This is a genomic window from Salinisphaera shabanensis E1L3A, from assembly GCF_000215955.2.
GTDB lineage: Bacteria > Pseudomonadota > Gammaproteobacteria > Nevskiales > Salinisphaeraceae > Salinisphaera > Salinisphaera shabanensis.
Map to the genome: position 1 here is coordinate 130,107 of NZ_AFNV02000006.1, position 24,899 is coordinate 155,005.

A 24,899-nucleotide genomic window follows, 5' to 3' on the forward strand; every position below is an offset into this window, starting at 1 on the left:
GGCGGCGCTGCGGCGCCGTCTGTCGGGTATATCGCTTTGCTTGCTCGAGAAAGCCATGACTCGCGACGAGCCCGCTGCCCCCCGGATCGTCGAGCGGGGCGCCGATATCGCACCGGCGCTTGAAGGCGTCGGCCCGCCGTTGTTGCAGCGGCTGTATGCCGGCCGGGGCGTACGCAAGCCGGAGGAACTCGACTACGGTCTGCGCGGGCTGCCGCATTTTTCGGGTTTGAGAGGTATCGACCCGGCGTGCGAGCTGATTGTGGACGCCATGCGCGCCAGTCATCGCATTCTGGTGGTGGGTGATTTCGATGCGGATGGTGCGACCAGCACGGCACTGGTTTGCGATGCGCTCGAGGCCATGGGTGCGCCACGCGTGTCGTATTTCCTGCCGCATCGCGCGCGCCACGGCTATGGCTTGTCGCCCGCCGTGGTTGAAGCAGTCGGTGAGGCCGAAACGGGCGATCTGATTGTCACGGTCGATAACGGCATTGCCAGCATCGCCGGGGTCGAAGCGGCCCATCGCGCCGGTTGGCGCGTGCTCGTCTGCGATCATCATCTGCCGGGCGATACGCTGCCCGCAGCCGAAGCGATCGTGAACCCGAACCAACCGGGCTGCGACTTCGTGGGCAAATCACTCGCCGGGGTCGGCGTGGCGTTCTATCTGATGGCGGCTGTGCGCGCGCGCCTGGCCGCGAACGCGCCGAGCGCCGCGCTACCGCGGCTGAGTGATTATCTGGATCTTGTGGCCGTTGGCACGGTCGCGGATGTTGTGCGGCTCGATCATCTCAACCGTATGTTGGTGAGCCAAGGCTTGCGACGTATTCGCCGCGGTCTGGCGCGACCGGGCATCGCCGCGTTGATCGAGGTGGCAGGACGCGATGCGAGCCGGCTGAGCGCGGCCGACATCGGCTTCGCGGTCGGCCCGCGACTGAATGCCGCCGGACGGCTTGAAGATATGTCGATCGGCGTCGCCTGCCTGCGCGCGACCGATGCAGCAAGCGCGCAAAGCAGGGCAAGCGAACTGGCGGCGATCAATCGGCAGCGCCAGACGGTGCAGCGACGTATGCAACACGAGGCCGATAACGCCCTTGCTGCACTTGATCGTGCGCCGGCAGAGCGCGCCGCGCTGGTGGTGCATAGCGATGACTGGCACGAGGGCATCGTTGGGCTCATTGCGTCCCGCTTGCGTGAACGCCACGGCCGCCCCGTCATTGCATTCGCGCCCGGCGCGCATGGCCAGCTCAAGGGCTCGGCGCGTTCGATTGCCGGTTTGCATATTCGCGATGTGCTTGCGGCTGTAGATGCGCATCATCCGGGTTTGATCGCACAGTTCGGTGGGCACGCGCAGGCAGCCGGGCTGGTGCTATCGCCGCAAGCCATCGACGAATTCGAGCGCGCGTTGGAAACAACCGTCGCCCAGCGGCTGACGCCCGACATGCTCAGCCCGGATATCCTGACCGATGGCGCGCTGGCCGTGCATGAACTCGATCTCGAGACCGCGCGATTACTCGAAGCCAGCGGGCCCTGGGGGAACGGCTTCGAAGAGCCACTGTTTCACGGATTGTTCGAAATCGTCACACAACGCATCGTCGGCGAGCGCCATTTGAAACTCGAAGTACGTCATCCGCAGGCGAGTGCGACGATCGAGGCAATGGTCTTCAACCATGCCGATCTGCTGGAAATCGGCGCGATCTATCGGCTGGTTTATCGACTGGCCGTCAATGTGTTTCGCGAGCGCATGAGCGCGAATCTCATCGTGAGCGAGATTCGACCAGCCTAGGAGGGCTAGGGCGGCCCGACGAGCCTTGCTTCATCCGCTTCCGGTTGAAGCAAGGAGCTGCAGCCGGGCCACGACCATGAGTGCCGGCAAACCGATGAGGATCGCGATCCAGATAAGGATCTGGTCGGCGAAACGGTCCAACAGCCAGAAATAAACGGCCGCGAACACAAAACCGACGACGGCGCTCATCAAGGCGGCGGCGAGTCCGGCCTCGTCGAGCACGAGCCCGGTGAATAGGACAAAGAGCGCCCAGATACCCGCGAACAACAACGGTCGGCCAGACTGGCTGACGATCCAGCCAAGAAAGATCAGTACGAGTACGCCCATGGCCTATCCTTAACGCGCCGCCCGAGGGCGCCGGCGCTTGCGGGGCTGTCAGTCGAAACGATCGTCGCAGACCTGAACCATGCCGTCTTCGACACGTACCGGAAACGCGTAGACATCTTCGTAGGCGGGCGGGGTGAGGGCCTTGCCGTTCTTGATGCAAAAACGCGCGCCGTGGCGGGGGCAGATGATCTGATCGCCCTCGACCTCGCCGCTGGCAAGCTCGCCACCGTCGTGGGTACACATGTCTTCGATGGCGTAATACGCGCCTTCACGATAGAAAACGGCCACCATTACATCGTCGACATCGACGACTCGGCACTGGCCTTCCTTGAGTTCGCCGTCCTTGGCGACATCCACCCAATCGGTCATGGTTCGCTCTCGTTCCTGCTGTTCGATAATCGGCTTGGCTTAGCCGAAGATACGTTGCACGCTTTCCAGGCCCTTGATCAAGGCATTCACGTCGTCGTCGTCGTTGTAAGCGGCAAACGACGCGCGCGCGGTCGCGGGCACGCCAAAGCGGGTCATCAACGGCATGGCGCAGTGATGGCCGGTACGGATCGCCACACCCGATTCATCGAGCAGGGTGCCGATATCGTGGGCGTGTACGCCCTCCATCACGAACGAAATCGTAGCGGCCTTGCCCGGCGCGGTACCGATGATGCGCAGTCCGTCGATGGCTTCCATGCCCGCGGTGGCCTGTTCGAGCAGACCGTGCTCGTATGCAGCCACGGCGTCGAGATCGATATCCTCGAGGTATTCGATCGCTGCGCCGAACGCGGCGGCACCGGCAATATTCGGTGTGCCGGCCTCGAATTTGTAAGGCAGCTCGTTCCAGGTCGTGCCCTCGAACGAGACTGTCTCGATCATGTCGCCGCCGCCTTGATAGGGCGGCATGGCATCGAGCAGCGATTCGCGGCCGTAGAGCACGCCAATACCCGTCGGCCCGAACAGCTTGTGGCCGGAAAAGGCATAGAAGTCCGCGCCAATCGCTTGCACGTCGACCGGCATGTGGGCCACGGCCTGGGCGCCATCAATCAGCGTGACCGCGCCCACCGCATGCGCGGCTTCGACCATCTCAGAAACCGGCAGGACCGTGCCCAGCGCATTGGAGACATGCGCAAAGGCTGCAATGGCGGTGCGCTCGGAGAGCTTGCTCTTGAATGCCTCGAGCGAGACGCTGCCGTCGTCTTCGACGGGTACGACGACGATCCTTGCCCCGGTTTCTTCGGCCACCATCTGCCAAGGCACGATATTCGAGTGGTGCTCGAGTTCGGTCAGCAGAATTTCGTCGCCGGCCTTCAAGCGCGGACGGGCATAGCACTGGGCGACCAGGTTGATGCCATCGGTCGTGCCACGGGTATAGACCACTTCGGCCCGTGACGCCGCGTTGATGAAGCGAACGAGCCGATCACGTGCGCCTTCGTACTGCCGTGTCGCGCGTTGCGACAGGGCATGAATGGCGCGATGCACGTTCGCGTTGGCATGACGATAATAGTCGTCGCTCGCCTTGATTACGGCCAGTGGCTTTTGCGTGGTCGCGGCGTTGTCGAGATACGACAGCCGCATGCCCTGATCGAGCGATTCCGACAGAATCGGAAAATCGGCACGAAAGCGCGCGGCATCGAATGCAATATGTCGGGCAGCGTCTGCTATGGCCATGAGTCCTCCGGGTTGACCCGTTGCTTCAGGCGAGGTCGGCGTAGCTCTTTCCACCGGGCAGCTTGGACAACAGCGCAGCTTCTACAAAGCGCTCGACCGGTTCGATACCGACTTTTTGTACCAGTGCGTTGGCGAAGCTGTAGGTCAGAATCGCACGCGCGCCCTCATCGGCGACGCCGCGGCTCTTGAGATAGAACACGGCGTCTTCGTCGAGCTGACCAACGGTCGAGCCGTGCGCGGCCACCACGTCGTCGGCATAGATCTCGAGCTCCGGCTTGGCGTCCACTTCGGCCTTGTCGGACAACAACAGCGCATCGCAGCTCAAGTCCGAGTCGGTTTTCTGTGCGTCCTTGCGGATCAGTATCTTGCCGTTGAAAACACCGCGACCATGCTCCGCGAGCACGCCCTTGTAGATCTCACGTGACACGCTGTGCTCGGTGTCGTGATCCACACAGGTGTGGTTGTCCATATGCTGACGGCCGGTGGGAATGTACACACCGTAGAAATGTACTTCCGCGTTCGGGTCGACGAGTCGCGTATTGGTATCCGTACGCGCCAGACGTCCGCCCAGATCAAACCCGTGGTTGAACACGCGGCTGTCGCGCGTTTGGTGCGCGAAAAAGCTCGCCGTGTGATAACCGCGGTCCGATTCCTGCTGCACGCGACAGCGGGTGAGCTGGGCGTTCTGGCCCATTACGGCTTCGGTTACGACATTGGTGAAATACGGCTTGTCGCCCAGGCCCACGTAATGTTCGATCACCGTCGCCTGGCTACTGGGATCCATCACATAGCGGTGGCGTAACTGCGACATACGCTCTTCGTGACCGCCGCTGGAAAGGGTGATCACGTGAATCGGCTTGTCTGCAGCGGCATTCGCTGCGACATGCACATAGGCGCCGTCGGTGGCGAACGCGGCGTTCATGTCCGACAAACTACCCGGCTGGGATTCGATTGCCGACGCTTTCACGCGTGCGTCGTCGTTGTTACGCAGGTATTCGGCAAACGACTGGACCACGACGCCTTCAGGCAGGCCGTCGAGCGCCGATAGCCGCGGGCTGAAATGCCCGTCGACGATCACGATGCGATACGCCTCGAGATCGGCGGGCAGAAAAGCAGCGAGTTCCTTTTCGGATACGTCGCCGGCCTCGGAACTGATCTCGAAGCGGCGTTTTTCCAACGGGCGCAGACTGGTGTATTTCCAGTCTTCCTGACGCGTATCGGGGAAGCCGGTATCGGTGAACGCCTTGAGCGCGTCCTTGCGGGCCCGCTGGTTCGCGTCGCTGCCCGGCAGGTCACGCTCAATACGGGCGTACTCGGCCAGATAATGGTCGATAAGCGGCGCGATATTGCTCATGACGACGCGGTCTCGCTATCGGTTTCCAGGTTCACATAGCCTTGCTCTTCGAGCGTATCCGCCAGCTCCGGGCCGCCCGAACGCACGATACGGCCATTCGCGAGCACATGAACGCGATCGGGCACCACATGCTCGAGCAACCGCTTGTAGTGCGTCACGAGGATGGTGGAATGCTCGGGCGAACGCAGACGGTTGATGCCGTCAGCCACGATCTTGAGCGCGTCGATATCGAGGCCGGAGTCGGTTTCGTCCAGGATCGCGAGGCTGGGCTCGAGCATCAGCATCTGGAAGATTTCGTTGCGCTTTTTCTCGCCGCCGGAGAAATCCTCGTTCACGCCGCGCTTGGCCATATCCATGCTCATGCCGACATGGCCGATCTTCTCGTTGACCAGCTGCATGAACGCCATGGCTTCAATCTCGGGCTCGCCGCGATACTTGCGACGCGCATTCAAGGCCGCGCGTAGCAGATACAGGTTCGATACGCCGGGGATTTCGACGGGGTACTGAAAGCCCAGGAACACACCTTCGCAAGCGCGTTCGTCGGCGCCGAGCTCGAGCAGATCCTTACCCTTGTAGGTAACGCTGCCGCCCGTGATGTCGTAGTCCTCGCGGCCCGCGAGAATGCTGGCCAGCGTGGATTTGCCAGAGCCGTTCGGGCCCATGATGGCATGCACTTCGCCAGCGGGGATCTCGAGATCGATGCCGCGCAGGATCGGCTTGCCCTCGACCTCGGCCTGTAGGTTCTTGATGGAAAGCATAGAGTTGTTTTTACGGATTAATAACGTGGCAGGCCCGCGCACGGGGCGCGGGCCCGATATTCATTTGCCGGGCTGTCGATTGCGACTAGCCGACGGCGTTCTCGAGCGTGACGTTGAGCAGCTTCTGGGCCTCGACGGCGAACTCCATCGGCAGCTCCTTGAAAACGTCCTTGCAGAAGCCGTTGACGATGAGGTTCACGGCGTCTTCTTCCGACAGGCCGCGCTGCTGGCAATAGAACATCTGGTCTTCACCAATCTTGGAGGTGGTCGCCTCGTGTTCAAGCTTGGCGGTGGAGTTCTTGGTCTCGACATACGGGAAGGTGTGTGCCCCGCACTTGTCGCCGATCAACAGCGAATCACACTGGGTGAAGTTGCGGGCGTTGTCGGCACTGGGCAGAATTTTCACCAGCCCGCGATAGGACTGCTCGCCGCGCGCGGCTGAAATACCTTTGGCGATGATGGTGGACTTCGTGTTCTTGCCCACGTGGATCATCTTGGTGCCGGTATCGGCCTGCTGCATGCCACGGGTCACGGCCACCGAGTAGAACTCGCCCACCGAGTTGTCGCCGGTGAGCACGCAGCTCGGGTATTTCCAGGTGATCGCCGAGCCGGTTTCCACCTGGGTCCAGGAAATCTTGGAGCGATCGCCACGACAGTCGCCACGCTTGGTGACGAAGTTGTAGATGCCGCCCTTACCGTTCTCGTCGCCCGGATACCAGTTCTGGACCGTCGAGTACTTGATCTCGGCGTCTTCTTCGGCCACCAGTTCGACTACCGCGGCGTGCAGCTGGTTCTCATCACGCTGGGGCGCGGTGCAGCCTTCGAGATAGCTCACGTGGCTGCCTTTCTCGGCAATGATCAGCGTGCGTTCGAACTGGCCCGTGTTTTCCGCATTGATACGGAAATAGGTCGACAGCTCCATCGGGCAGCGTACGCCTTCCGGGATATAGACGAACGAACCGTCGGTAAACACCGCAGCATTCAGGCCGGCGAAGAAGTTATCGCCGCGCGGAACAACGGTGCCCAGATGCTTCTTGACCAACTCGGGGTGTTCGCGAATCGCTTCCGAGATCGAGCAGAAGATCACGCCCGCCTCGGCGAGCTTGTCCTTGAACGTCGTGGCAACCGACACGCTGTCGAATACGGCATCGACTGCGACGTTGCTCTTGGTCGGATACTGCGCGCCTTCAACGCCGGCGAGCATTTCCTGCTCGTGCAGCGGGATGCCCAGCTTCTCGTAGGTTTCGAGGAGCTTGGGATCGACTTCATCCAGGCTCTTCGGCTTGTCCTTGGCACTCTTGGGCGCGGAGTAATAGGAAATCTTCTGGTAGTCGATTTCCGGGTAGTGCAGATGCGGCCAGGTCGGCGTGCGCATCTGTTTCCATTGATGGAATGCCTCGAGGCGCCATTCGAGCATCCATTCCGGCTCGTCCTTCTTTGCCGAGATGAAACGAATGACATCTTCGTTAAGTCCCGGGGCGACCGTATCGGACTCGAGGTCCGTTACGAAGCCAGCCTCGTACTCGCGCTCGGCGACAAGTGTTTCGACGTCTTCCTGATGTGCGGCCATAGCGTTTGGATCGTTCGAAATTACGCGTTTATTGACGCAAGTATAACGTGAATCGGCGGGCGCCCGGCGGCATCCGTACCGATGTCATTGATAGTGGGGGTCTATTGAAAACGTTCAAGGCATTGGCAGCGCCAACTTCTATTGCTAACTGACTGTATTCCCGCTTTAATGACAGTTCGTTACAAATAGACAAGGGAGTTCCACATGCGGCCTATGATTCGTCTGGGGGCATTGGCACTGGCGGGCACCGCGCTGGCTGGCTGCTCGCAGATCACAATAACGTCCGACACCATCGTTGACGGCACGGCGCGCATCGCCGATGCCACGACCAATGCGGTGCAGGGCACCAGCAACGTCACTACGGATACCGCCAACGATGTGGATGCACGCACCCATGCGGCCCGGCGCGAGTTCGTGGGTTCGCAGATGGCCATGATCAAGCGCGAAGCCGCGCGTGGCGATGGCGAAAACCTCGAAACGCTGGCGTACATGATGGGCGCCGACGATACCCAGGGCTTCGAGCAGCAGGTCCAGGCCAATTATCAGGCGCTGTTTGCCTCCGATGCCGATGCCGACGAGTGGCTGACCCGTCTGTACGACGTGGTTGGCACGCCGCCGGACATGGCACTCGCGTCTGCGGGCTGAACCCGTAGCGACGCACTCGGGCCGGCACGTCACGTGCCGGCCTTTTTTTTGCGCCGGTCTGGCGTACGGAGAGTTCGCGAGCTAGGCTAATCGCCGATTTCGAATGACTGCTGCGAGGTTGCGCGATGGCGCGCACTGACGACTGGGATATCGATACGCCGTTCGTAACGCGTTTCGTCGTGGGCGAGGCGCATATCGATCGCCTCAACCACATGAATAATGCGGTCTATCTCAGCTTTCTGGAAAAGGTGGCGTGGCAACATACGGAAGCGCTGGGTATCGGCTGGCAAAGCTATGTCGATCTCGACGCGGCCTGCGTTGTACATCGCCATGAGCTCGACTACCTCATTCCGGCGTATCTGGGCGACGAGCTCGATGTGGCCACCTGGATTGAAGAAAACGACGGTCGGCTCGCCATGTGGCGTGGGTTTCAAATGCGCCGCGTCGCCGATGGCCGTACGATATTTCGCGCTCGCACGCACTACGTCACAGTCAAGCTATCCAACGGGCGGCCGCGGCGTATGCCGCAGATGTTTGTCGACGCGTACCGTCCTGCGGTCGCGAAAGCGCAATAGCGAGCGATGCCCGCGCCACGTGTCGAAATTCACTTTTGTCCCGGCTGCCGCTGGCAGGCCCGGGCGGCTTGGATGGCCCAGGAACTACTGACCACATTCGGCGATGCACTCGGCGAAGTGGCCATCGTGCCGGCCGGATCCGGCATATTCGAAATCCATCTCGACGGCAAACTGCTGCACTCGCGCAAGCGCGACGGCGGCTTTCCCGAAACCAAACCCATCAAACAGATGATTCGCGACCGTATCGATCCCGCGCGTGGACTGGGACATAGCGATCGTTGAGTTCTTTACCGATGCGCGTGTTCGTGAAGCAGTCAGGCGGGCATGAGGCGCAAGCACAACCGCGGCCGATTCGGTTTTCACTGAGCGCGCCGTACCGTATCGGCAGGGCAACAAGGGGGCGACGTCATCGATCGAGCCAGACAAGCTCAATCGAGTCTGCTGCCGCGATCTGCACAAGAGCGGCCTGATCGAGTCGACGCCCCATAGCGCGGATTTCGCCTTCCTCGATGCCGGCGACCAGTACGCCCGGTTCGTCCGGCCAGCCACCGTTCGGTGCTTCATTGACTGTTTCAAGCCAAGCGGCGGCGCGGCGTTGCGCCCATGCGCGTAGTAGCGCGTCGCGGGCCTGGTTGCATGCGGCGTCGATTTGTTCGGCCTTGGGATTGTAGGCGGTGATCAACCAGCCGCACTGCGTGAACGCACGGTGTGCCAGCCAGTCCGACAGCGGTTCAGGGCAGGGCGCGCCGATATGCAAAACGTGGCTTTCGTTGTCGAGAAAGACCCGATAGTCGGTCGCTTCGAACGCGCCGCGCAGGTCGTCGGACATAAAAAAGGCCCGGGTGAGAACACCCGGGCCTTGTACCGCAGAAGCGGTGCGCGTGTCAGCTAGGCTACGCGCGATTCCAGGCGCTTGTCCTCGTGCTGATGGTTCACCGGATCCCGCAGGTAATCCTTGGTGAAGGCATCGGTGAGGATGGCGTCGTAGCGCAGATCGTCGTATTCCTTGACCTGCTTGGCTTCGGCGTCGGTCAGTACACCGTTGTCGACGGCAGACTTGAGCTGCGCGTCCACCGTGAAGCCGTCGGCTTCGCCCTTGGCCACGGCCTTGGCGAACTTGTCGTAGATGGGTTCGACTTCCACGAGCTTGTTGAAGGCGTGCTCCATACGACCGGTAGCGCTGTCGGCGCTGGTGCCCAGGTAGATGTTGGCGGTCATACGATCGCGGAACGCCGACGGCTCCAGAATCGCGTTGCCCAGGGCATTGATGAGCTTGTCGCTCGCGCCCTTGTGACGACGACCCGTCGGGAACACGAGCACCCGCATGGCACCGCCGACGAACTTGTTCGGGAAGTTCCGGAAGAACCCGTCGAAGGCTTCTTCGATCTTGTGCAGGCTCTCGTCCATTACATACTGCAGATGGGCGATATCTTCCGGCTCTTCCTTGCCTTCGTCGTAGAAGTACTTGAGCGTGGCCGAACCGAAGTACAGCTCGGAGAGCACGTCACCCAGACGCGCCGAGAGCAGTTCCTTCTTCTTCAGCTCGCCGCCGAGCATGCCCATGGTGATGTCCGAACAGATCGCCAGCGCCGAGGAGAAGCGCTCGAGCTTGCGATAGTAGGGCGCGGCCACGCCGTCCACCGGGGCTTTCGCCGTGATGGAGCCGGACAGGCCGAAGGTCAGCGTACGCGCGGCACGGTTGACCGAATGGCCGACATGCGACCACAGCAGGTGATCGAACTCGTCCAGATCGTCCTTGCGTGCGGCTTCCATTTCCGGAAAGACGAACGGATGGCAGCGGATCGCGCCCTGGCCGAAGATCATCAGGCTACGGGTGAGAATGTTCGCACCCTCGACCGTGATCGCGATGGGTACCGACTGGTAGGAGCCGAACAGATAGTTGCGCGGACCCTGCTGGATACCACGACCGCCGTGGACGTCCATGGAGTCGTTGACGATCTGACGCATCCATTCGGTCATGTGGTACTTGGCCATGGCCGTGACCACCGACGGGGTGCACTGATCCACGCCGGAGGCGGTGAAGATACGCGCGGCTTCCATCTTGTAGTTCAGGCCGCCGATACGCGCCGTCGCTTCCTGGACGCCTTCGAACTTGCCGACCGGGACCTTGAACTGACGACGGATGCGAGCGAAGGCACCGGTCATGCGATACGCGGTCTTCGACGCGGCCGATGACAGCGCCGGCAGCGAGATCCCGCGACCGGCCGACAGGCACTCGACCAGCATGCGCCAGCCGCCGCCGGCCTTCTCCTGGCCGCCGATAATGGCGTCCAGCGGCACGAACACGTCCTTGCCGTAGATCGGGCCGTTCATGAACGCGCCGGGGGCATGACGCGTGCCGATTTCCACGCCGGGCTCGTCGGCCGAGATCAGCGCACAGGTAATGCCGTATTCGGTCTTATTCTCGTCGCCGAGCAGACCTTCCGGGTCATACAGCTTGAAGGCCAGACCGATGACGGTGGCGACCGGCGCGAGGGTGATCCAACGCTTGGAGAAGGTGAGCTTCATGCCCAGCACTTCTTCGCCGTTGTACTGGCCCTTGCAGACAATGCCGGTATCCGGCAGCGCGCCGGCGTCGGAGCCGACTTCCGGGCCGGTCAGGCCAAAGCAGGGGATTTCGCTGCCATCGGCCAGGCCGGGCAGCCATTTCTGCTGCTGTTCCTTGGTGCCGTAATGCACGAGCAGTTCGCCCGGGCCGAGCGAGTTCGGCACCATCACGGTGACCGCCGTGGTCAGCGAGCGCGAAGCAATCTTGGCGACGACCGTGGACTGCGCCACCGCTGAGAAACCGAGACCGCCATGCTCCTTCGGAATGAGCATCGCGAAGAATTTGTTGTCGCGGATGTACTTCCAGCCCTCTTCAGGGATGTCCTTGAGTTCGGACATGATTTCCCATTCGTCGAGCATTTCGCACAGCGTTTCGGTTTCGTTGTCCAGAAACGACTGTTCTTCTGCGGTCAGCTGGGTACGCTTGAAGTCCAGCAGGTACTGCCAGTCGGGCTTGCCGCGAAACATCTCGGCTTCCCACCAGGTGCTGCCGGCTTCCAGCGCTTCGCGCTCGGTATCCGACATCGGCGGTAGCACGGCCTTGAAGCCTTTGAAGACCGGCGCGGTGACGATCTTCTTGCGCAGGCTTTTCGTATTGAAGATAGCCAGAATCGGCACGAAGATCACTGCCGCAACAATGATGCCGGGCCATCCGATAGCGCCAACCGCGGCCAGCGCCACGAAATAAACCACGACCGCTGCACTCCAGACCGCCAGGGATGCGCCGACATACGCCAGCGTCCAGACGGCCGCAATCGCGACCAGTATCGATATTAAAGCTGTCATCACAACCTCCCGTTTAAAATCCGTGGCCGCCGCTGCGGGCGGGCCATTCCGGCACATCCGGTGCCGGCGTGTTGTTGGCGGCGTCCAGCTCTGATGGCATCAGACTCACCATCAAGAACCGCACGTATTCGGCGAACGCCGGCTCGTCGGCGTTCGGCCATTCCTCCGGCAGATCACGCCGGATCTGCAGCGAGCCGAGGAACACCGAAAACGTCATCAGCGCCCAACGACGCGCGTTGTCGGCCGACAGGCCCAGCGCGGCGTAGCTGTCGATAATGAAATCCAGCCGGCGCTTGGAAACCCGCTCGACGTAGTCGCGTACGAACGCCGGCTTGGTCGCGCTGGAGAGCGCGCTGTAGATCCGGCTGGCCTTCTTCGATGTGTTCACTTCCGTAATCAGCCGCTTCACCCGCGCACGCGGATCGGTTTCCTGTTGTACGCGATCGAGTACTTCGTCGGTTTCACGCGCTTCCCAGCGCTGAAGTGCGGCCACCAGCAAGGCTTCCCGATTGGGGAAGTGCCAGTAGAAGCTGCCCTTGGTTACACCGAGTTCGCGCGCGATCGGTTCGACCGCCACGCCTTCCACGCCTCGACGGCCGATGGCGTCGAGCGCGGCTTCCGCCCAATCGTTGGCGCTGAGCATCACTTTCTGCGATTTGGTCATGCGGCGCTGCATCATAAGACTTCCGTATAATGTTGCGGATATGCCGCGGCGTGTCAATACGCCAGCGTATGGAAAAGAGATTCACGGTCCGGCCGATAGATCGAATGGCCGCACACAAGCGATAGTTGTCGGGGCTGCATGTGCTGGGCGACGATAGCTCGCCAGCGACACGGGGCACGCGAGCGGCCGCGCTGTCGTACGGCGCGGCAGACATCCGGTTGCGTCGTTCGTGTTGTGGCCGTTGGCGTGTGTACGCACGCCATACTCGGCCAAGTTAAAGCCTTTCGGGAGCCTGCATGCGTCAACCCACCCGTTCCGATTACGTTCACTTCGTGCCGATCAGCGTGAAATGGGGCGAGATGGACAGCCTCGGCCACGTGAACAACACCGTGTTCTATCGCTACTCGGAAGACGGACGTATCGACTACATCCACATGATTGCGGATGGCGGCGATACACAGACCAGCGATGGGCCGATCCTGGCCGATCTGCGCTGCAGTTTTCGCCAGCAGCTGAGGTTTCCAGCCGACGTGGAGATCGGCACGCGCGTCAAGCGCATCGGGCGCAGCAGCTTCGAGCTGGAACAGTGTCTGTTCTTCGCCGAAACCGAAGACGTGATCGCGGTCTACAACACCGTGGTGGTGTGGTTCGACTTCGGTGCGCAAACGAGCATGCGTGTGCCCGAGACGATTCGCGAACGCATTCGCGAATACGAAGCGGTGCCGCCGGAAGAATAGGGCGGCACCAGGGCCGATCAGCCCGCGTCGTACTCGCTTTCCGGGAAGCGGTCGCGCATGAGCACGTCGTCAAGCGCCAGCTGGCCGCTGCGTGGATGCGCCCCCTGCAATGTCTTGCCGATACAGATCATCATGCAGATGCGGTGATCCGGCGGCAGGTTGATGAGATGGCCCACGCGCTTGAAGTCGAACCCGTCCATCGGGCAGGAGTCGTACCCCATTGCACGGGCGACGAGCATCGCGGTTTGTGCGGCCATGCCGCAGGAGCGCATGCCTTCATCGCGCTGCAGGCATTCGTCGTCGCGATAGAAATGCTTGATCTCGCGAACCATGCTTTCAGCGACCGCCGTCGGAGCATTGCGCCAGTACCGCTCGGGTGATTTCGCCCAGCTTTTCAGGTCCAGACAGAGCACGAGCAGCAGCGAGCATTCTGTGACCTGGGCCTGGTCCCACGCCGCCTTGCGGATTTCCGCACGCAGTTCGTGATCCTCGACTGCGACGAAGCGCCAGTTCTGAATATTGAACGCCGTGGGCGAGAGCAACACGTGCTCCATGAGCTCGCGAACTTCGTTCTCTGTCATACGGTGGTCCGGATCGAAATGGCGCACCGAGCGGCGCGTTGAAATGGCTTCGAATACATCCATACGGTTTAGCCTTGCGTGCCGCGAATCGCGCGCGCCTGTTCGGGCGCGTTGCCCACATAGTCGTGCGGGCGCATCGCTTTCAACCGGGCCTTGTCGTCGGCCGGGATATCGAGCGATTCGATGAAGTCACGCATGGCATTGGCGTCGATGACCTTGCCGCGGGTGAGCGCCTTGAGCTGCTCGTAGGCACCGCTGATGCCGCGAATACGCATCACCGTCTGCACCGCTTCTGCGAGCACGATCCAGTTGTTTTCCAGATCGGCATCCAGACGCTCGGGGTTGGCTTCAAGCTTGTTGATGCCCTTGAGCAGCGACGCATAGGCCACGCCGCCATGGGCCAGGCCCACGCCCAGATTGCGCAGCACGGTGGAGTCGGTGAGGTCGCGCTGCCAGCGCGAGATCGGCAGCTTGGCCGCCAGATGGTCCATGATCGCGTTCGCCAGGCCCAGATTGCCTTCGGCATTCTCGAAATCGATGGGATTGACCTTGTGCGGCATGGTCGACGAGCCGACTTCGCCCTCGACCGTGGCCTGTTTGAAATAGCCCAGCGAGATATAACCCCAGATATCTTTCGAGAAATCGAGTAGCACCGTGTTCACGCGCATGAGCGCATGAAAGAACTCCGCGATGAAGTCATGCGGCTCGATCTGCGTCGTCGCCGGGCTGACTTCCAGGTTCATGCCGCGGATGAAACGCGTGGCAATGCCGGGCCAGTCCGCATTCGGATAAGCCGCGAAGTGGGCGTTGTAGTTGCCGACCGCGCCGTTCATCTTGCCGAAGATGGTCACTTCAGCCAGCAGCGCGCGCTGGCGGATGAGCCGCTGGACGAACACCGCCATTTCCTTGCCCAGAGTGGTGGGCGAGGCCGACTGGCCGTGCGTGCGCGACAGCATGGGCGTATCGGCATGCGCTTCTGCCAGCGCCGAAATCGCCTCGATCACGCGATCGATCGCCGGCAGCAGATTGTCGTCGCGCGCGTCGCGCAGCATCTGTGCATAGGCGAGGTTGTTGATGTCTTCCGAGGTGCAGCCGAAATGGATGAACTCGTTGACGTGTGCGATCTCTTCGACGTTCTTGATCTTGTTGCGCAGGTAGTACTCGACGGCCTTTACGTCGTGGTTGGTCGTGTCCTCGATGGATTTGACCTGCTGGCCTTCGTTGATATCGAACTCGTTGACGAGGCTGTCGAGAAATTCGGTTGCCTCGGCCGAGAACGGCTCGATATCGCCCACCTCGGGCTCGGCAGCCAGTGCCTGCAGCCAACGGACTTCGACGATCAATCGATAGCGGATCAAACCATATTCGCTACAGATCGAACGCAAATCCCAGGTTTTATCCGCATAGCGGCCGTCGATCGGTGAAATCGCAGACAGCGCGGTCAGTTGCATGGCCATGAGTACTGTTTTCCGTTGTGGCGCCTTCGATCGAGTTCTGTCGGTACGTGTCGCTTGGACAGGTGGTGCGGCTGGACGAATACACGCCGCGGCAAGCGCGAGTGGCCTGAATCGTCTGCCACCGCATCCCGGCTGCACCGCGCGCTCGCGCGAAACCCGATCGGAGGTTCCAATAGTCGGTGATAGAATCGCGGATTCTACCGAATTCATTCGTTGTGCGTGGCGTCGCCCACGCATGAGCGATTTCATCCCGGTCTGGGCCGTGCCCGGCCGCCAAGCCTTGAAAACGAAGGAGCATTCGATGGCCGCAGATAACGATTACCGGATCGAAAAAGACAGCATGGGCGAACTCAAGGTGCCCACCGATGCACTCTGGGGCGCCCAGTCGCAGCGGGCGGTCGACAATTTCCCGATCTCGGATCTGCGTGCGCCGCGCGCGATGATCAACGCGCTCGGGCTCATCAAAGCCAGTGCGGCTGAAGTGAACCGGGATATGGAACTGCTCGACGCCGATATCGCTCAAGCCATTATCGACAGTGCCACGGCCGTCGCCGAAGGCCAGTACGACGATCACTTCCCGGTTGATATCTTCCAGACCGGCTCCGGCACCTCGACCAACATGAACACCAACGAGGTCGTCGCCCATCTGGCCACCGAGGCCGCCGGCCAGACCGTGCACCCGAACGACCACGTCAACATGGGCCAGTCGTCCAACGACGTGATCCCGACGTCTATCCACGTTGCTGCCGTGATCGAATGCGAGCGCAAGCTGCTGCCGGCGCTCACCCACATGCGCGACACCCTGCGCAAGAAGGGTGAAGAGCTATCGGCAGTCGTCAAGACCGGGCGTACGCATCTGATGGATGCCATGCCCGTGCGTTTTGACCAGGAACTCGGCGGCTGGGCCGCACAGATCGATTCCGGCATCGCCCGTGTGGAAGCCGCGCTGCCGCGCATGCGCCGTCTGGCCCAGGGCGGCACGGCCGTGGGCACCGGTATCAACGCCCATCCCGAATTCGGCGAGCGTTTCGCCAAGGCTATCGGCAAAGCCAGCGGCTGTCGTTTCGAGACCAGCAGCAACTACTTCGAAAGCCTGTCCTCGCAAGATGCGGCCGTCGAACTGTCGGGCCAGCTGAAGACGATCGCCGTGTCGATGATGAAGATCGCCAACGACCTGCGCTGGATGAACTCCGGCCCGCTCGCCGGCCTGGGCGAAATCCAGCTGGAAGCGCTGCAGCCCGGCTCCAGCATCATGCCCGGCAAGGTGAACCCGGTGATTCCGGAAGCCGCCGCTATGGTCTCGGCCCAGGTTATCGGCAACGACAGCACGATCACCGTGGCCGGCCAGTCCGGGAACTTCCAGCTCAACGTCATGCTGCCGGTCATTGCCTACAACCTGCTGCAAAGCATCGAGCTGCTGGCCAACACCAGCCAGGTCATGGCCGACAAGGCCATCGCCAGCTTTACCGTGAATCAGGGCAACCTGGACGACGCGCTGTCGAAGAACCCGATCCTCGTCACCGCGCTTAACTCGGTGATTGGTTACGACAAGGGCGCCGCGATTGCCAAGCAGGCGTACAAGGAAGGCAAGCCGATCAAGGAACTCACGCTTGAGCAGACCGATCTCAGCGAAGACGAGATCGACCGGCTCCTGGACCCGGCCGATCTGACCAAAGGCGGCATCAAGAAATAGGGCGCCTAACGCCCGGACTTAGAAGGCCCGCTTCGGCGGGCCTTTTTTATGGCTGCAATCCGGCGGTTCACGTGAAAACGGCGCGATTCATGCCGTATATCCCGCCTTGTACGGATAGATTCGCGCGAATTCAGACGTCATCCTTGCGCTCGCCGGTAAGGGGCTGCGGCAAGCGCCTCGTCCGAACGCGGTCGGTGAAGACTTCCCGATACCGGTTCGTATCCGGATCCAAACCAACGAACAACGACTGCCGCGGCGGCGAGGACGCTCGCGGCTACAAGGCATGAACTATGTATAACGAACGTATACTTGTCGGCGATCTCGCGCCGCCACTCACCAACGGCAATGTGGACGACTGGCCCGATCAGGCGCCATTCGTTCTGGATAGCTACGAACCGCACGGCGCGCTCGCCATGCTGGTTGCACTTCGGCGTCTCCCATCGCTCGGCGTGTTCATGGCTGGCTTTGGCTACAGCGTCATCTGCGTGATGGCAGCGCTCAGCAATACCAATGCTTCGATCGATGTCTGGATGCTGATGCCCGGTATCGTGCTCGCGTTGTTGGCGATCGTGAATCTGGTCAGCAAGCGCCTGGTTGGGTACCTCGACAGCTGCCCCGCGACGTCCCAGCGTGTCAGTGCGCTCAAGCACCGCGCCGCTCGCTACAACGTGGATGGGCCGATGACCGACGCCCAGGCGCGTACCAGCGACTGCTGGCGGGTTGGCCACGTGCGTCAGGCCCATGCCGTGCTCGATCGCATGGATGTCGTTGCACGCCATGCCAGCAATAACTGAGTTATAGAAAATAAGCCGTGGGTCGGCGGTGGCTCATCCCTTCTTGATCGGCGCCGGTAATATGATCCGCCCACGCCACGATGGCGCCTGGTTGCACAAGCCAGAAAAACGACGTTTGCGTATACCGCGCCGCGATCGTATTCCGGTTCTGGAATGACCAAGTCGAGCTAAGACGGGGCCGTATTAGGCACGGGCGCGGTTCACGGCATTTGTGCTCTGCGCAGGCCTTGTCTGCCACGAGCTTTTCGCGATCTGGCGTTCCACCGCGGTGTTTGACGGGCCGCTTACCGTTGCGGTGTGGCAGCTACGCATCCAATGGACTGACGACGCCTCGACCACCGCGCTTGAGCACGTGCGTATAAAGCATGGTCGTCTGCACGTTCTTATGCCCGAGTAGTTCCTGCACGGTGCGAATATCACTCCCGCGTTCCAGCAGATGGGTTGCGAATGAATGCCGCAACGTATGGCAGCTCGCTTTCTTGTTGATGCCCGCCCGGCGAACCGCACGCTTCACCGACTGTTGCAGGCCTTTTTCATTAACGTGATGGCGTCGCGTTGCGCCCGAACGCGGGTCCTTGGACAACCGTGAAGACGGAAACACGTACTGCCAAGCCAGTTCGTGCGCTGCGTTCGCATACTTCGTCGCCAGCGCGTTCGGCAGATAGACCGCCCCATAGCCCGCCTTGAGATCGTCCCGATGCTGCTGCGCGACGTAATCCAGTTGCGCCTTGAGTTCGGCGGTCACTGAAGAAGGCAGGGGTGTTACCCGATCTTTGGCGCCTTTACCGTCGCGAACCACGATCTGCTGGTAATCGAAGTCCACGTCCTTCACGCGAAGACGGATTACCTCCATCAACCGCAGGCCCGAGCCATACAGCAGAGATGCCATCAGTTTGTAGGTGCCCTCAAGCTGTGCAAGCAGCCGCCCGACTTCCTGAGTACTTAAAACCTCCGGTATGCGCTCCGGTCGCTTCGCGCGAACCACATCATCCATCCAGGGGAGGTCGATACCGAGGACTTCGCGGTACAGATAGAGGATCGCATTCAGCGCCTGATTCTGTGTTGCGGCCGCTACGTGGCGATCAACCGCGAGATGCGTCAGGTATGCCTCGATTTCCGGCTTGCCCATATCCTTCGGATGGCGCTTGTCATGAAACAGGATGAAGCGCTTTATCCAGGCGAGATACGTTTTTTCCGTCCGCAGGCTGTAATGGCCCAGACGCAGCCGATCGCTCACCTGATCCATCAACCTGCGTGGGCGGTTCGCTAAATCCGTCATTGCTTAACACGCTATGGTGTGTAGCGTTCAAGAATAGCAGTAAACACGCTGGATAGATGAGACGTTCGTATTGCTATGCGAATCACGGTACGCGTGCTATACCTAGCTTTAGCCGTATACTTGGCGTTGTACGGCGGTCGGTTTGTGTTGTGGTCGAACTCTGGCGTCGGCTAGCAAAGTCGAGCCAGTAGCTAGGCCTTGGCCCGTCTTTTTGGTAGCTCGCTAGTTCCGGACTCAATAGCCGTCGATCCATGCCGGCGCCTTCCCGTCAGCGATCATTCGCGGTAAGTTCGAGTTCGGGTAATTCTTTCTTTCGGCGCGTCGGGCTTCGTGGTCCGCAGGCAAGTTGGGGGAGCATCAAATGGCGCAGTTCACGTACAACGAGTCACTGCAGCCGACCGCCCAAAACGCTGGCGCGTTTTGGGTTCCCTCCGCGGCCTCCGGCCGCTCCGGCGGCGGCTGAGCTTAGGCGTTGTACGGCGGTCGGTTTGTGTTTTTGTTCGGCTGCATAGTTGGCTACAAGCGCGTAGCCGGTAGCCGAGCTTCGGCCCATGTTTCGGGTCTTCGGGCAATTCGGTACTTGTCCGCCTCCGCTCAGCTTCGGAGACTTCCCGTCGGCCACTATTCGCGGTAAGTTCGGGCTTCGGAATTCTTTCTTTCGGCGCGTCGAGTATGGCGGTCCGCAGGACAGCCTTGGGGGAGCTTCAACGGATGCAGTTCACGTGCAACGAGGCGCTGCAGTTGACCGCCCAAAGCGCTGGCGCGCTTTGGGTTCCCTCCGCAGGCTTCGCCCGCTCCGGCGGCAACTGAGCTTCGGCGTTGTACGGCGGTTGGTTGGTTTGGCTGTCGGCCCGCAGCGTTGAGTAGCGAGCCCGAGCAAGTAGCTGGCTCTGGCCCCTTCGTCTGTTTTTCGGCAGGTTGTCATCGGTTGGGGCGTGCACCGCGCAGACATCGTCGAGCGATGGCGCAAATGAAGCGGGATAGCGGCCGATTTTCGCCGACCGCCGATCACGTTGCGATAGTCGTCAGTCGTCGTTTGCCGCCAGTTCAGGTGTAAACGTCGGTGCAGCACGTGGCTGAAACGTCTCCTGGTAGCTGTAGGCCAGACGGATGAGCGTTGGCTCGTCGAACTCCCGGGCTAGCAGTTCCATGCCGACGGGCAGGGCGGGTTCGGGGTCTGCCATGTCGTCGTTGCCGGCCGGCACCACCATGCCGGCCGGCATGCTCAGTGCGGGGAAGCCCGAGAATGGGCTTAGCCGATTGTTACTGCCGGCACTTGGCGAGCGGCCCAGGTCCGGCGCAAGACTTTGTACCGAGGGATAGAGCAGGGTGTCATATGGTGCGCCCAGGGCGTTCGCGCTCATATCGTCGCCGTCGCGATTCTCGAGGATGCGCATTAGCCCGTTGCGTACGATTGTGGGGCGCTCTTCGATATTGCGCTGGTATTGATCGCGATAATCAACCGCTTCTTCGCTCATGTCGTCGGTGTTCTCGAGTGCCATCCCGATCATGCCGTAGAACGCAAAGGTGCTGGCGTTGCGCTCTTCATAGCCGCCGCTGGCCGCAACCGCGTCAAAACTGCGCACGTGGCCGTCGAGATCGGACGACCAGCTCATGAGATAGCCCGTGAGGTCGCGGCGGAACTCGAAGCGTGAGTTGCTGGGGAAGTCCGTGAGCTGATCGGTCGAGACATTGCGTTCGGCGAGATCCGCTTCGGTCAGAATATCTACCGTAGCGCCGGCGGACCGCATTTGCTCGATCGCGGCCATGAGCGCCGACTGAACCTGGGCGTTCTCGTCATCGCCATTGCCGAACAACGGCAGAATCGCGGCGATGCGTGCGCCATCGAGACCTTCGGCATCCAGAAAGTCGGTATAGGTTGTGGGGACGTTCGTGATCGAGGCGTATTCGTGCGCGTTCTCGATCGCCGCCGAGTCATAGGCGAATGCCTGGCGCTGGTTGGCGGCCGGGCTGTCGTCGAAGCCGACCATGGCGTCTAGCATCAGGGCGCAGTCCTCCACGGTGCGGCACATCGGTCCGCCGGTGTCCTGCGATGCGGCCAGCGGCAGAATGCCGTCCTGACTGACCAGGCGCAGGCTCGGGCGAATGCCGACGAGGCCTTCGAGGCTCGACGGCACACGGATGGACCCACCCGTATCGCTGCCTGTGCCGGTCATGGCAAAGCTGGCCGCGATCGCTGCCCCGGTGCCGGACGACGAGCCGCCAGGCCCCTTGGTGGGATCGTAGGCATTTTTGACCTGCCCGCGAACTGAACTGCTGCCACGAAAGCCGAAGGCAAATTCGTCGAGGTTCGCCTTGCCCAGGATCAATCCACCCGCATCGATGATCCCGGCTACGGAAAAGGCATCGTCGGGCGTCTGGTTATACTGCAGCGCCATGCCGCCCGCGGTTGTGGTGACGTCGACGGTGTCGAAGTTGTCCTTGAGTAGAACCGGTACGCAGTGCAGCGGGCCGCTCGGGCCATCGCTGGCGTAGCTCGCATCGAGCATTCGGGCGCGATCCAGGGCCAGCGGATTCACTCGCACCACGCTACGCAACTCGGGGCCCGCGTCGTCATAGGCGCGGATACGGTCGATATAGCCCTGTACTAGTGCTTCGCAGGTCAGGGTGCCGTCGCGCATGGCGGCTTGAGCCTGCGCGATGGTGCCTTCGACGAAATTGAACGTTGCGGGCTCGGTCGGCGTGGATGGCGAGCCGCTGCCGGATGCGACGCTGTTGCCAGAGTCGCTGCCACAGCCTGCCAACAATGCTGCCAACAACGACAGCAGGAAAAATAGCCTCGATTTCATGATATCCCCAAAGAGCGTAAAGGACCGCCCGGGAAGTCGGGCGGTTACCTGGGGGGCACGGACCGGCCTTGCCCTAAGGCAGTGCACCTCGCGCGGCTCCGCTTCCCGCAGGCCTCTGAAGCAAAAGCCGTGCCATTGTATGTCGCATGCAGCGGGTTGGGTGCGCGACAGCAGTGAAGCGCGCCGGGGCTTGCGCGATGACACCTCGGTCTCGGACAATACGTCCGCTAGAACGGTGCCGCGGAGAGGTGGCAGAGCGGTTGAGTGCGCCGGTTTTAACAAGGAGGGATGGCAGAGCGGTTGAATGCACTGGTCTTGAAAACCAGCAAGGGCGTAAGCCCTTCCAGGGTTCGAATCCCTGTCCCTCCGCCAATAAAAAAACAAGTGCCTGCAGGTTATTGGCTTGCGTCTTACTTGTTTCGGATAGCCCGCTTTTTCGCGGGCTTTTTCGTGGTCGACGTATGCTTGAGTAGCCGCAGAATCGGTCGCGGCCAACATGTTGTTAGCACGCTATATACAACGCAATAGGCTAGGGGACGGCAACTCTTAGCGCCCGCGCACACGCTGCGAAACCACTGTCTCCGCCACCCGTTGCACGAACTGCTATGCGTTCGCGGCGTGGTGAGCAGCGTAGTGCCACGTTTTCACGCTATACAGCGCCGGCCTCCTTATAGTTAAGCTACAAGCATTGCTGCCCGCGACAATAAGGGCTGGATTACGCGTATGAAACCCGCTCCAACCGGTTCCGGTGGTTTAACGTCTGTCGGTTTCCTGTAGGACGCGCTCGTGCCAAAGTCGGGCAAGTCCCGATCGGCCGGCACGAAATCTCCGGTCTGCGAGGTCGAGAACAGTGAGGGCTGTTCGGCATCGGGGCTTCCAGGAACAAGACCCCATCGACATGTTGCGCGCCGCTAATTATCGCGCAGATTTGTTGGATGTTTTCAGCAGCCCCTGAAAGCCGAGATCGGAGAGGTCGCGGTTGTCGACAAAGACATCGACCACGCAGACTGGATTGCTCTCGGTTAGGTCGTGGTCGAGGCTCGCCGGAAGGAGCGTGCTCTGGGGTCGGTTCTCTGCAGTCACGAAATGGTTCATCCTGCTCTGCGCCAATAGCATGCGAGAGGTTTAGCTGGCGGCGACGTGTTTACATAGCCTAGGTCGCAATCGGCCTTGGATTCAATGGATCGACGCAACGACACGTTGATACCGCTTGGCCGGCGTTTCGTAATCTAGCGTTTTACGCGGTCGCTCATTGAGGCTTCTCGCGTCGGTGTCGAGCTCAGTCGGGGAAAATGCGGCGAGGCACATACTTTTCGGAAAATACTGGCGCAGTAGCCCGTTGGTGTTTTCGTTTGATCCACGCTGCCCAGGATGGTGTGGGTCGCAAAAGTAAACCTGAATGTCAGTCGCCAGCGTGACGCGTTGATGAGCGGCCATCTCTTTGCCCCGATCCCAGGTCAACGAGCGATACAGCTGCTAGGGTAGCCGACGCGCGTTTTCGATCAAGGCGTCGACGACCGTCGCGGTATCCTTACGATCGATCTTCACCACCATGACGTAACGCGTGTGTCGCTTAACCAGCGTCGCAATCTGGCTATTCGCGCTGCCGAATAATAGGTCGCCTTCCCAATGCCCAGGTACGGCTCGGTCGTCGACCGACGCCGGTCGCTCGCTGATCGATACCGTACCGGTGATCCGCCCGTGATTATCCGTTTTCTGCGCGTGGTGACGAGAACGGCGCATCGCCCGGGTACGACGTAGATGAGCAAGCAGCTCTTTCTTGAGTGCAACACGGGATTGGATGAACAACGTGCGATAGATTGTTTCGTGCGACACCTGTCGGCTCGGATCGTCGGGATAGGTGCGCTTCAGCCAGCCTGCGACCTGCTCTGGAGACCATTGCTTCTGCAGCTTGGCGGCGACTTCACGGGCTAATCGGTCGTGCTGACCCAGCTTACAGGGCTTGGGTCGAGATGGCTGACGCCACGCGGCCTGATCGGCTATCGTTGCTCCTGGATTCAACGTGTCGATGCAATACAATCCTGACGGATAGAGCAGGACGTATACCGATGCGATACGGAGCGCGGGCTCAGTAAAAGGAAAGCCAGAAAGCCGAGATGTGGGATCGTTGCAGTGAGGTGAATCGCTCCATCAAATCGCGCAGCTGTTCGATCAATACCACATGTCGGCACGAGGCATCATCACGAACTCGGATGGGATTCGTCCGTCTCGCCGGCATCATGCTGCGCGCGCATCGAGCCTCGCCTAACACGAAGATGCCACACGCGGCTTTGCATTAAATCGTTCGATTGCCGAACGGTTGTCGCGGCGACCATACCCCGGTTTCAGTAGCGTTTCGATCCAGAGCCCAAGGGTTTAAATGGCCGCTCCTGCGGCCATTTGCGCAGCGTAGTCAGCGGGCGTCAGCCCGCTGAGTTCTTTCTTCGGTCGTTCTTCGTTGTACTCACGATGCCAGCCTCGGATGATCGTGGTGGCATGGGCGAGGCTTACGAACCAGTGCTCGTTCAGGCATTCATCTCGGAAGCGGCCGTTAAACGACTCGATATAGGCGTTCTGGTTCGGTTTGCCGGGCTCGATCTGCTTGAGCTGCACATCGTTGTTGTGTGCCCAGTTCAACATCGCCTTGCCAATGAATTCGGGCCCATTGTCTGATCGTATGATCGCCGGCAGGCCGCGGGTGAGTGACAGTTCATCGAGTACACGGGCGACTTGCGTGCCGCTCATCGATCGACCGGGCACGAGTGCCACGCACTCGTGCGTGGCGTCGTCGACGATGCCCAAACACTTGATGGCACGGCCATCGGCGATCCGATCGAACACAAAATCCATCGACCAGACTTC

The 24,899-nt window shown here is 61.0% G+C and carries 21 protein-coding genes, 1 tRNA gene and 1 pseudogene; 8 read left to right on the top strand and 15 right to left on the bottom strand.

The annotated features are described in order from the left end of the window. Window positions 1–55: 55 nt before the first annotated feature. Window positions 56–1,780 (top strand): single-stranded-DNA-specific exonuclease RecJ, encoded by a 1,725-nt coding sequence (recJ, locus tag SSPSH_RS05380; RefSeq protein ID WP_006911847.1) that lies wholly within the window; start codon window positions 56–58, stop codon window positions 1,778–1,780. Window positions 1,781–1,810: 30 nt separating this feature from the next. Here the strand turns inward: recJ and SSPSH_RS05385 are convergent, their stop codons facing one another. The 6 genes from SSPSH_RS05385 to sufB form a co-directional block, all read right to left on the bottom strand. After that, on the bottom strand, window positions 1,811–2,107 hold the full coding sequence (locus SSPSH_RS05385) for a hypothetical protein (RefSeq protein ID WP_006911846.1): 297 nt from the start codon (window positions 2,105–2,107) through the stop codon (window positions 1,811–1,813). Between the two features lie 48 nt (window positions 2,108–2,155). After that, window positions 2,156–2,476, bottom strand: a complete 321-nt coding sequence (locus SSPSH_RS05390) for a non-heme iron oxygenase ferredoxin subunit (protein WP_006911845.1) — start codon at window positions 2,474–2,476, stop codon at window positions 2,156–2,158. Window positions 2,477–2,515: 39 nt separating this feature from the next. Then, a complete protein-coding gene (locus SSPSH_RS05395; protein ID WP_006911844.1) occupies window positions 2,516–3,766 on the bottom strand; it encodes a cysteine desulfurase in 1,251 nt (416 codons plus the stop codon). 25 nt (window positions 3,767–3,791) lie between these two features. Then, window positions 3,792–5,120, bottom strand: a complete 1,329-nt coding sequence (gene sufD / locus SSPSH_RS05400) for a Fe-S cluster assembly protein SufD (protein WP_006911843.1) — start codon at window positions 5,118–5,120, stop codon at window positions 3,792–3,794. Next, the gene (gene sufC / locus SSPSH_RS05405) at window positions 5,117–5,878 is read right to left on the bottom strand and encodes a Fe-S cluster assembly ATPase SufC (protein ID WP_006911842.1); all 762 of its coding nucleotides are present in this window, start codon (window positions 5,876–5,878) and stop codon (window positions 5,117–5,119) included. Before sufC ends, sufD begins: the two co-directional genes overlap by 4 nt. An 85-nt stretch (window positions 5,879–5,963) precedes the next feature. Further along, on the bottom strand, window positions 5,964–7,448 hold the full coding sequence (sufB, locus tag SSPSH_RS05410) for a Fe-S cluster assembly protein SufB (protein ID WP_006911841.1): 1,485 nt from the start codon (window positions 7,446–7,448) through the stop codon (window positions 5,964–5,966). A 204-nt stretch (window positions 7,449–7,652) separates the two neighbouring features. Here sufB and SSPSH_RS05415 point away from each other — a divergent pair, with 204 nt between their 5' ends. The 3 genes from SSPSH_RS05415 (at window position 7,653) to SSPSH_RS05425 (ending at window position 8,950) form a co-directional block, all read left to right on the top strand. Beyond that, window positions 7,653–8,093, top strand: a complete 441-nt coding sequence (locus SSPSH_RS05415; protein ID WP_021031463.1) for a DUF3015 family protein — start codon at window positions 7,653–7,655, stop codon at window positions 8,091–8,093. Between the two features lie 125 nt (window positions 8,094–8,218). Next, window positions 8,219–8,668 carry an acyl-CoA thioesterase gene (locus tag SSPSH_RS05420; RefSeq protein WP_006911839.1) on the top strand — a complete coding sequence of 150 codons (450 nt, stop codon included), beginning with the start codon at window positions 8,219–8,221 and terminating at the stop codon, window positions 8,666–8,668. Window positions 8,669–8,674: 6 nt separating this feature from the next. Continuing rightward, on the top strand, window positions 8,675–8,950 hold the full coding sequence (locus tag SSPSH_RS05425; protein WP_040607527.1) for an Rdx family protein: 276 nt from the start codon (window positions 8,675–8,677) through the stop codon (window positions 8,948–8,950). A 124-nt stretch (window positions 8,951–9,074) separates the two neighbouring features. Here the strand turns inward: SSPSH_RS05425 and SSPSH_RS05430 are convergent, their stop codons facing one another. Genes SSPSH_RS05430 through SSPSH_RS05440 form a run of 3 tightly spaced genes read right to left on the bottom strand, consistent with a single transcriptional unit; the run spans window position 9,075 to window position 12,701 of the window. Next, window positions 9,075–9,497 (bottom strand): DUF3293 domain-containing protein, encoded by a 423-nt coding sequence (locus tag SSPSH_RS05430; protein ID WP_006911837.1) that lies wholly within the window; start codon window positions 9,495–9,497, stop codon window positions 9,075–9,077. Between the two features lie 59 nt (window positions 9,498–9,556). Then, entirely contained in the window at window positions 9,557–12,022 is a 2,466-nt protein-coding gene (locus tag SSPSH_RS05435) for an acyl-CoA dehydrogenase (RefSeq protein ID WP_006911836.1), read from the bottom strand. Between the two features lie 13 nt (window positions 12,023–12,035). Beyond that, window positions 12,036–12,701 (bottom strand): TetR/AcrR family transcriptional regulator, encoded by a 666-nt coding sequence (locus SSPSH_RS05440; protein WP_006911835.1) that lies wholly within the window; start codon window positions 12,699–12,701, stop codon window positions 12,036–12,038. A 281-nt stretch (window positions 12,702–12,982) separates the two neighbouring features. Between SSPSH_RS05440 and SSPSH_RS05445 the strand changes: the two genes are divergently transcribed. Continuing rightward, complete coding sequence (locus SSPSH_RS05445; protein WP_006911834.1) at window positions 12,983–13,423, top strand: acyl-CoA thioesterase; 441 nt, start codon at window positions 12,983–12,985, stop codon at window positions 13,421–13,423. A 17-nt stretch (window positions 13,424–13,440) separates the two neighbouring features. Here the strand turns inward: SSPSH_RS05445 and SSPSH_RS05450 are convergent, their stop codons facing one another. Together SSPSH_RS05450 and purB are read right to left on the bottom strand one after the other, a co-directional pair. Then, the gene (locus tag SSPSH_RS05450; protein WP_006911833.1) at window positions 13,441–14,067 is read right to left on the bottom strand and encodes a nitroreductase family protein; all 627 of its coding nucleotides are present in this window, start codon (window positions 14,065–14,067) and stop codon (window positions 13,441–13,443) included. A 5-nt stretch (window positions 14,068–14,072) separates the two neighbouring features. Beyond that, window positions 14,073–15,455, bottom strand: coding sequence for an adenylosuccinate lyase (gene purB / locus SSPSH_RS05455; protein ID WP_040607560.1), 1,383 nt, complete (start codon window positions 15,453–15,455; stop codon window positions 14,073–14,075). 307 nt (window positions 15,456–15,762) lie between these two features. Between purB and SSPSH_RS05460 the strand changes: the two genes are divergently transcribed. Next, window positions 15,763–17,154, top strand: coding sequence for a class II fumarate hydratase (locus SSPSH_RS05460; protein ID WP_021031464.1), 1,392 nt, complete (start codon window positions 15,763–15,765; stop codon window positions 17,152–17,154). Window positions 17,155–17,444: 290 nt separating this feature from the next. Further along, on the top strand, window positions 17,445–17,948 hold the full coding sequence (locus SSPSH_RS05465) for a hypothetical protein (protein ID WP_006911830.1): 504 nt from the start codon (window positions 17,445–17,447) through the stop codon (window positions 17,946–17,948). 304 nt (window positions 17,949–18,252) lie between these two features. Here SSPSH_RS05465 and SSPSH_RS05470 read toward each other — a convergent pair whose 3' ends face one another. Both SSPSH_RS05470 and SSPSH_RS05475 read right to left on the bottom strand, forming a co-directional pair. Next, window positions 18,253–19,194, bottom strand: coding sequence for an integron integrase (locus SSPSH_RS05470; protein WP_006911829.1), 942 nt, complete (start codon window positions 19,192–19,194; stop codon window positions 18,253–18,255). A 1,058-nt stretch (window positions 19,195–20,252) separates the two neighbouring features. After that, on the bottom strand, window positions 20,253–22,037 hold the full coding sequence (locus tag SSPSH_RS05475) for an amidase (RefSeq protein ID WP_006911827.1): 1,785 nt from the start codon (window positions 22,035–22,037) through the stop codon (window positions 20,253–20,255). Between the two features lie 282 nt (window positions 22,038–22,319). On the opposite strand from SSPSH_RS05475, the gene SSPSH_RS05480 reads away from it, so the two are divergent. Further along, window positions 22,320–22,409, top strand: a tRNA-Ser gene (locus SSPSH_RS05480). Between the two features lie 804 nt (window positions 22,410–23,213). On the opposite strand, the pseudogene SSPSH_RS05490 reads toward SSPSH_RS05480, so the two are convergent. Further along, a pseudogene (locus SSPSH_RS05490) lies at window positions 23,214–24,047 on the bottom strand (IS30 family transposase); the annotation flags it as partial. 366 nt (window positions 24,048–24,413) lie between these two features. Continuing rightward, window positions 24,414–24,899, bottom strand: a 486-nt coding sequence (locus tag SSPSH_RS05495) for an IS3 family transposase (RefSeq protein WP_006911823.1), incomplete at its 5' end; no start/stop codon positions are given.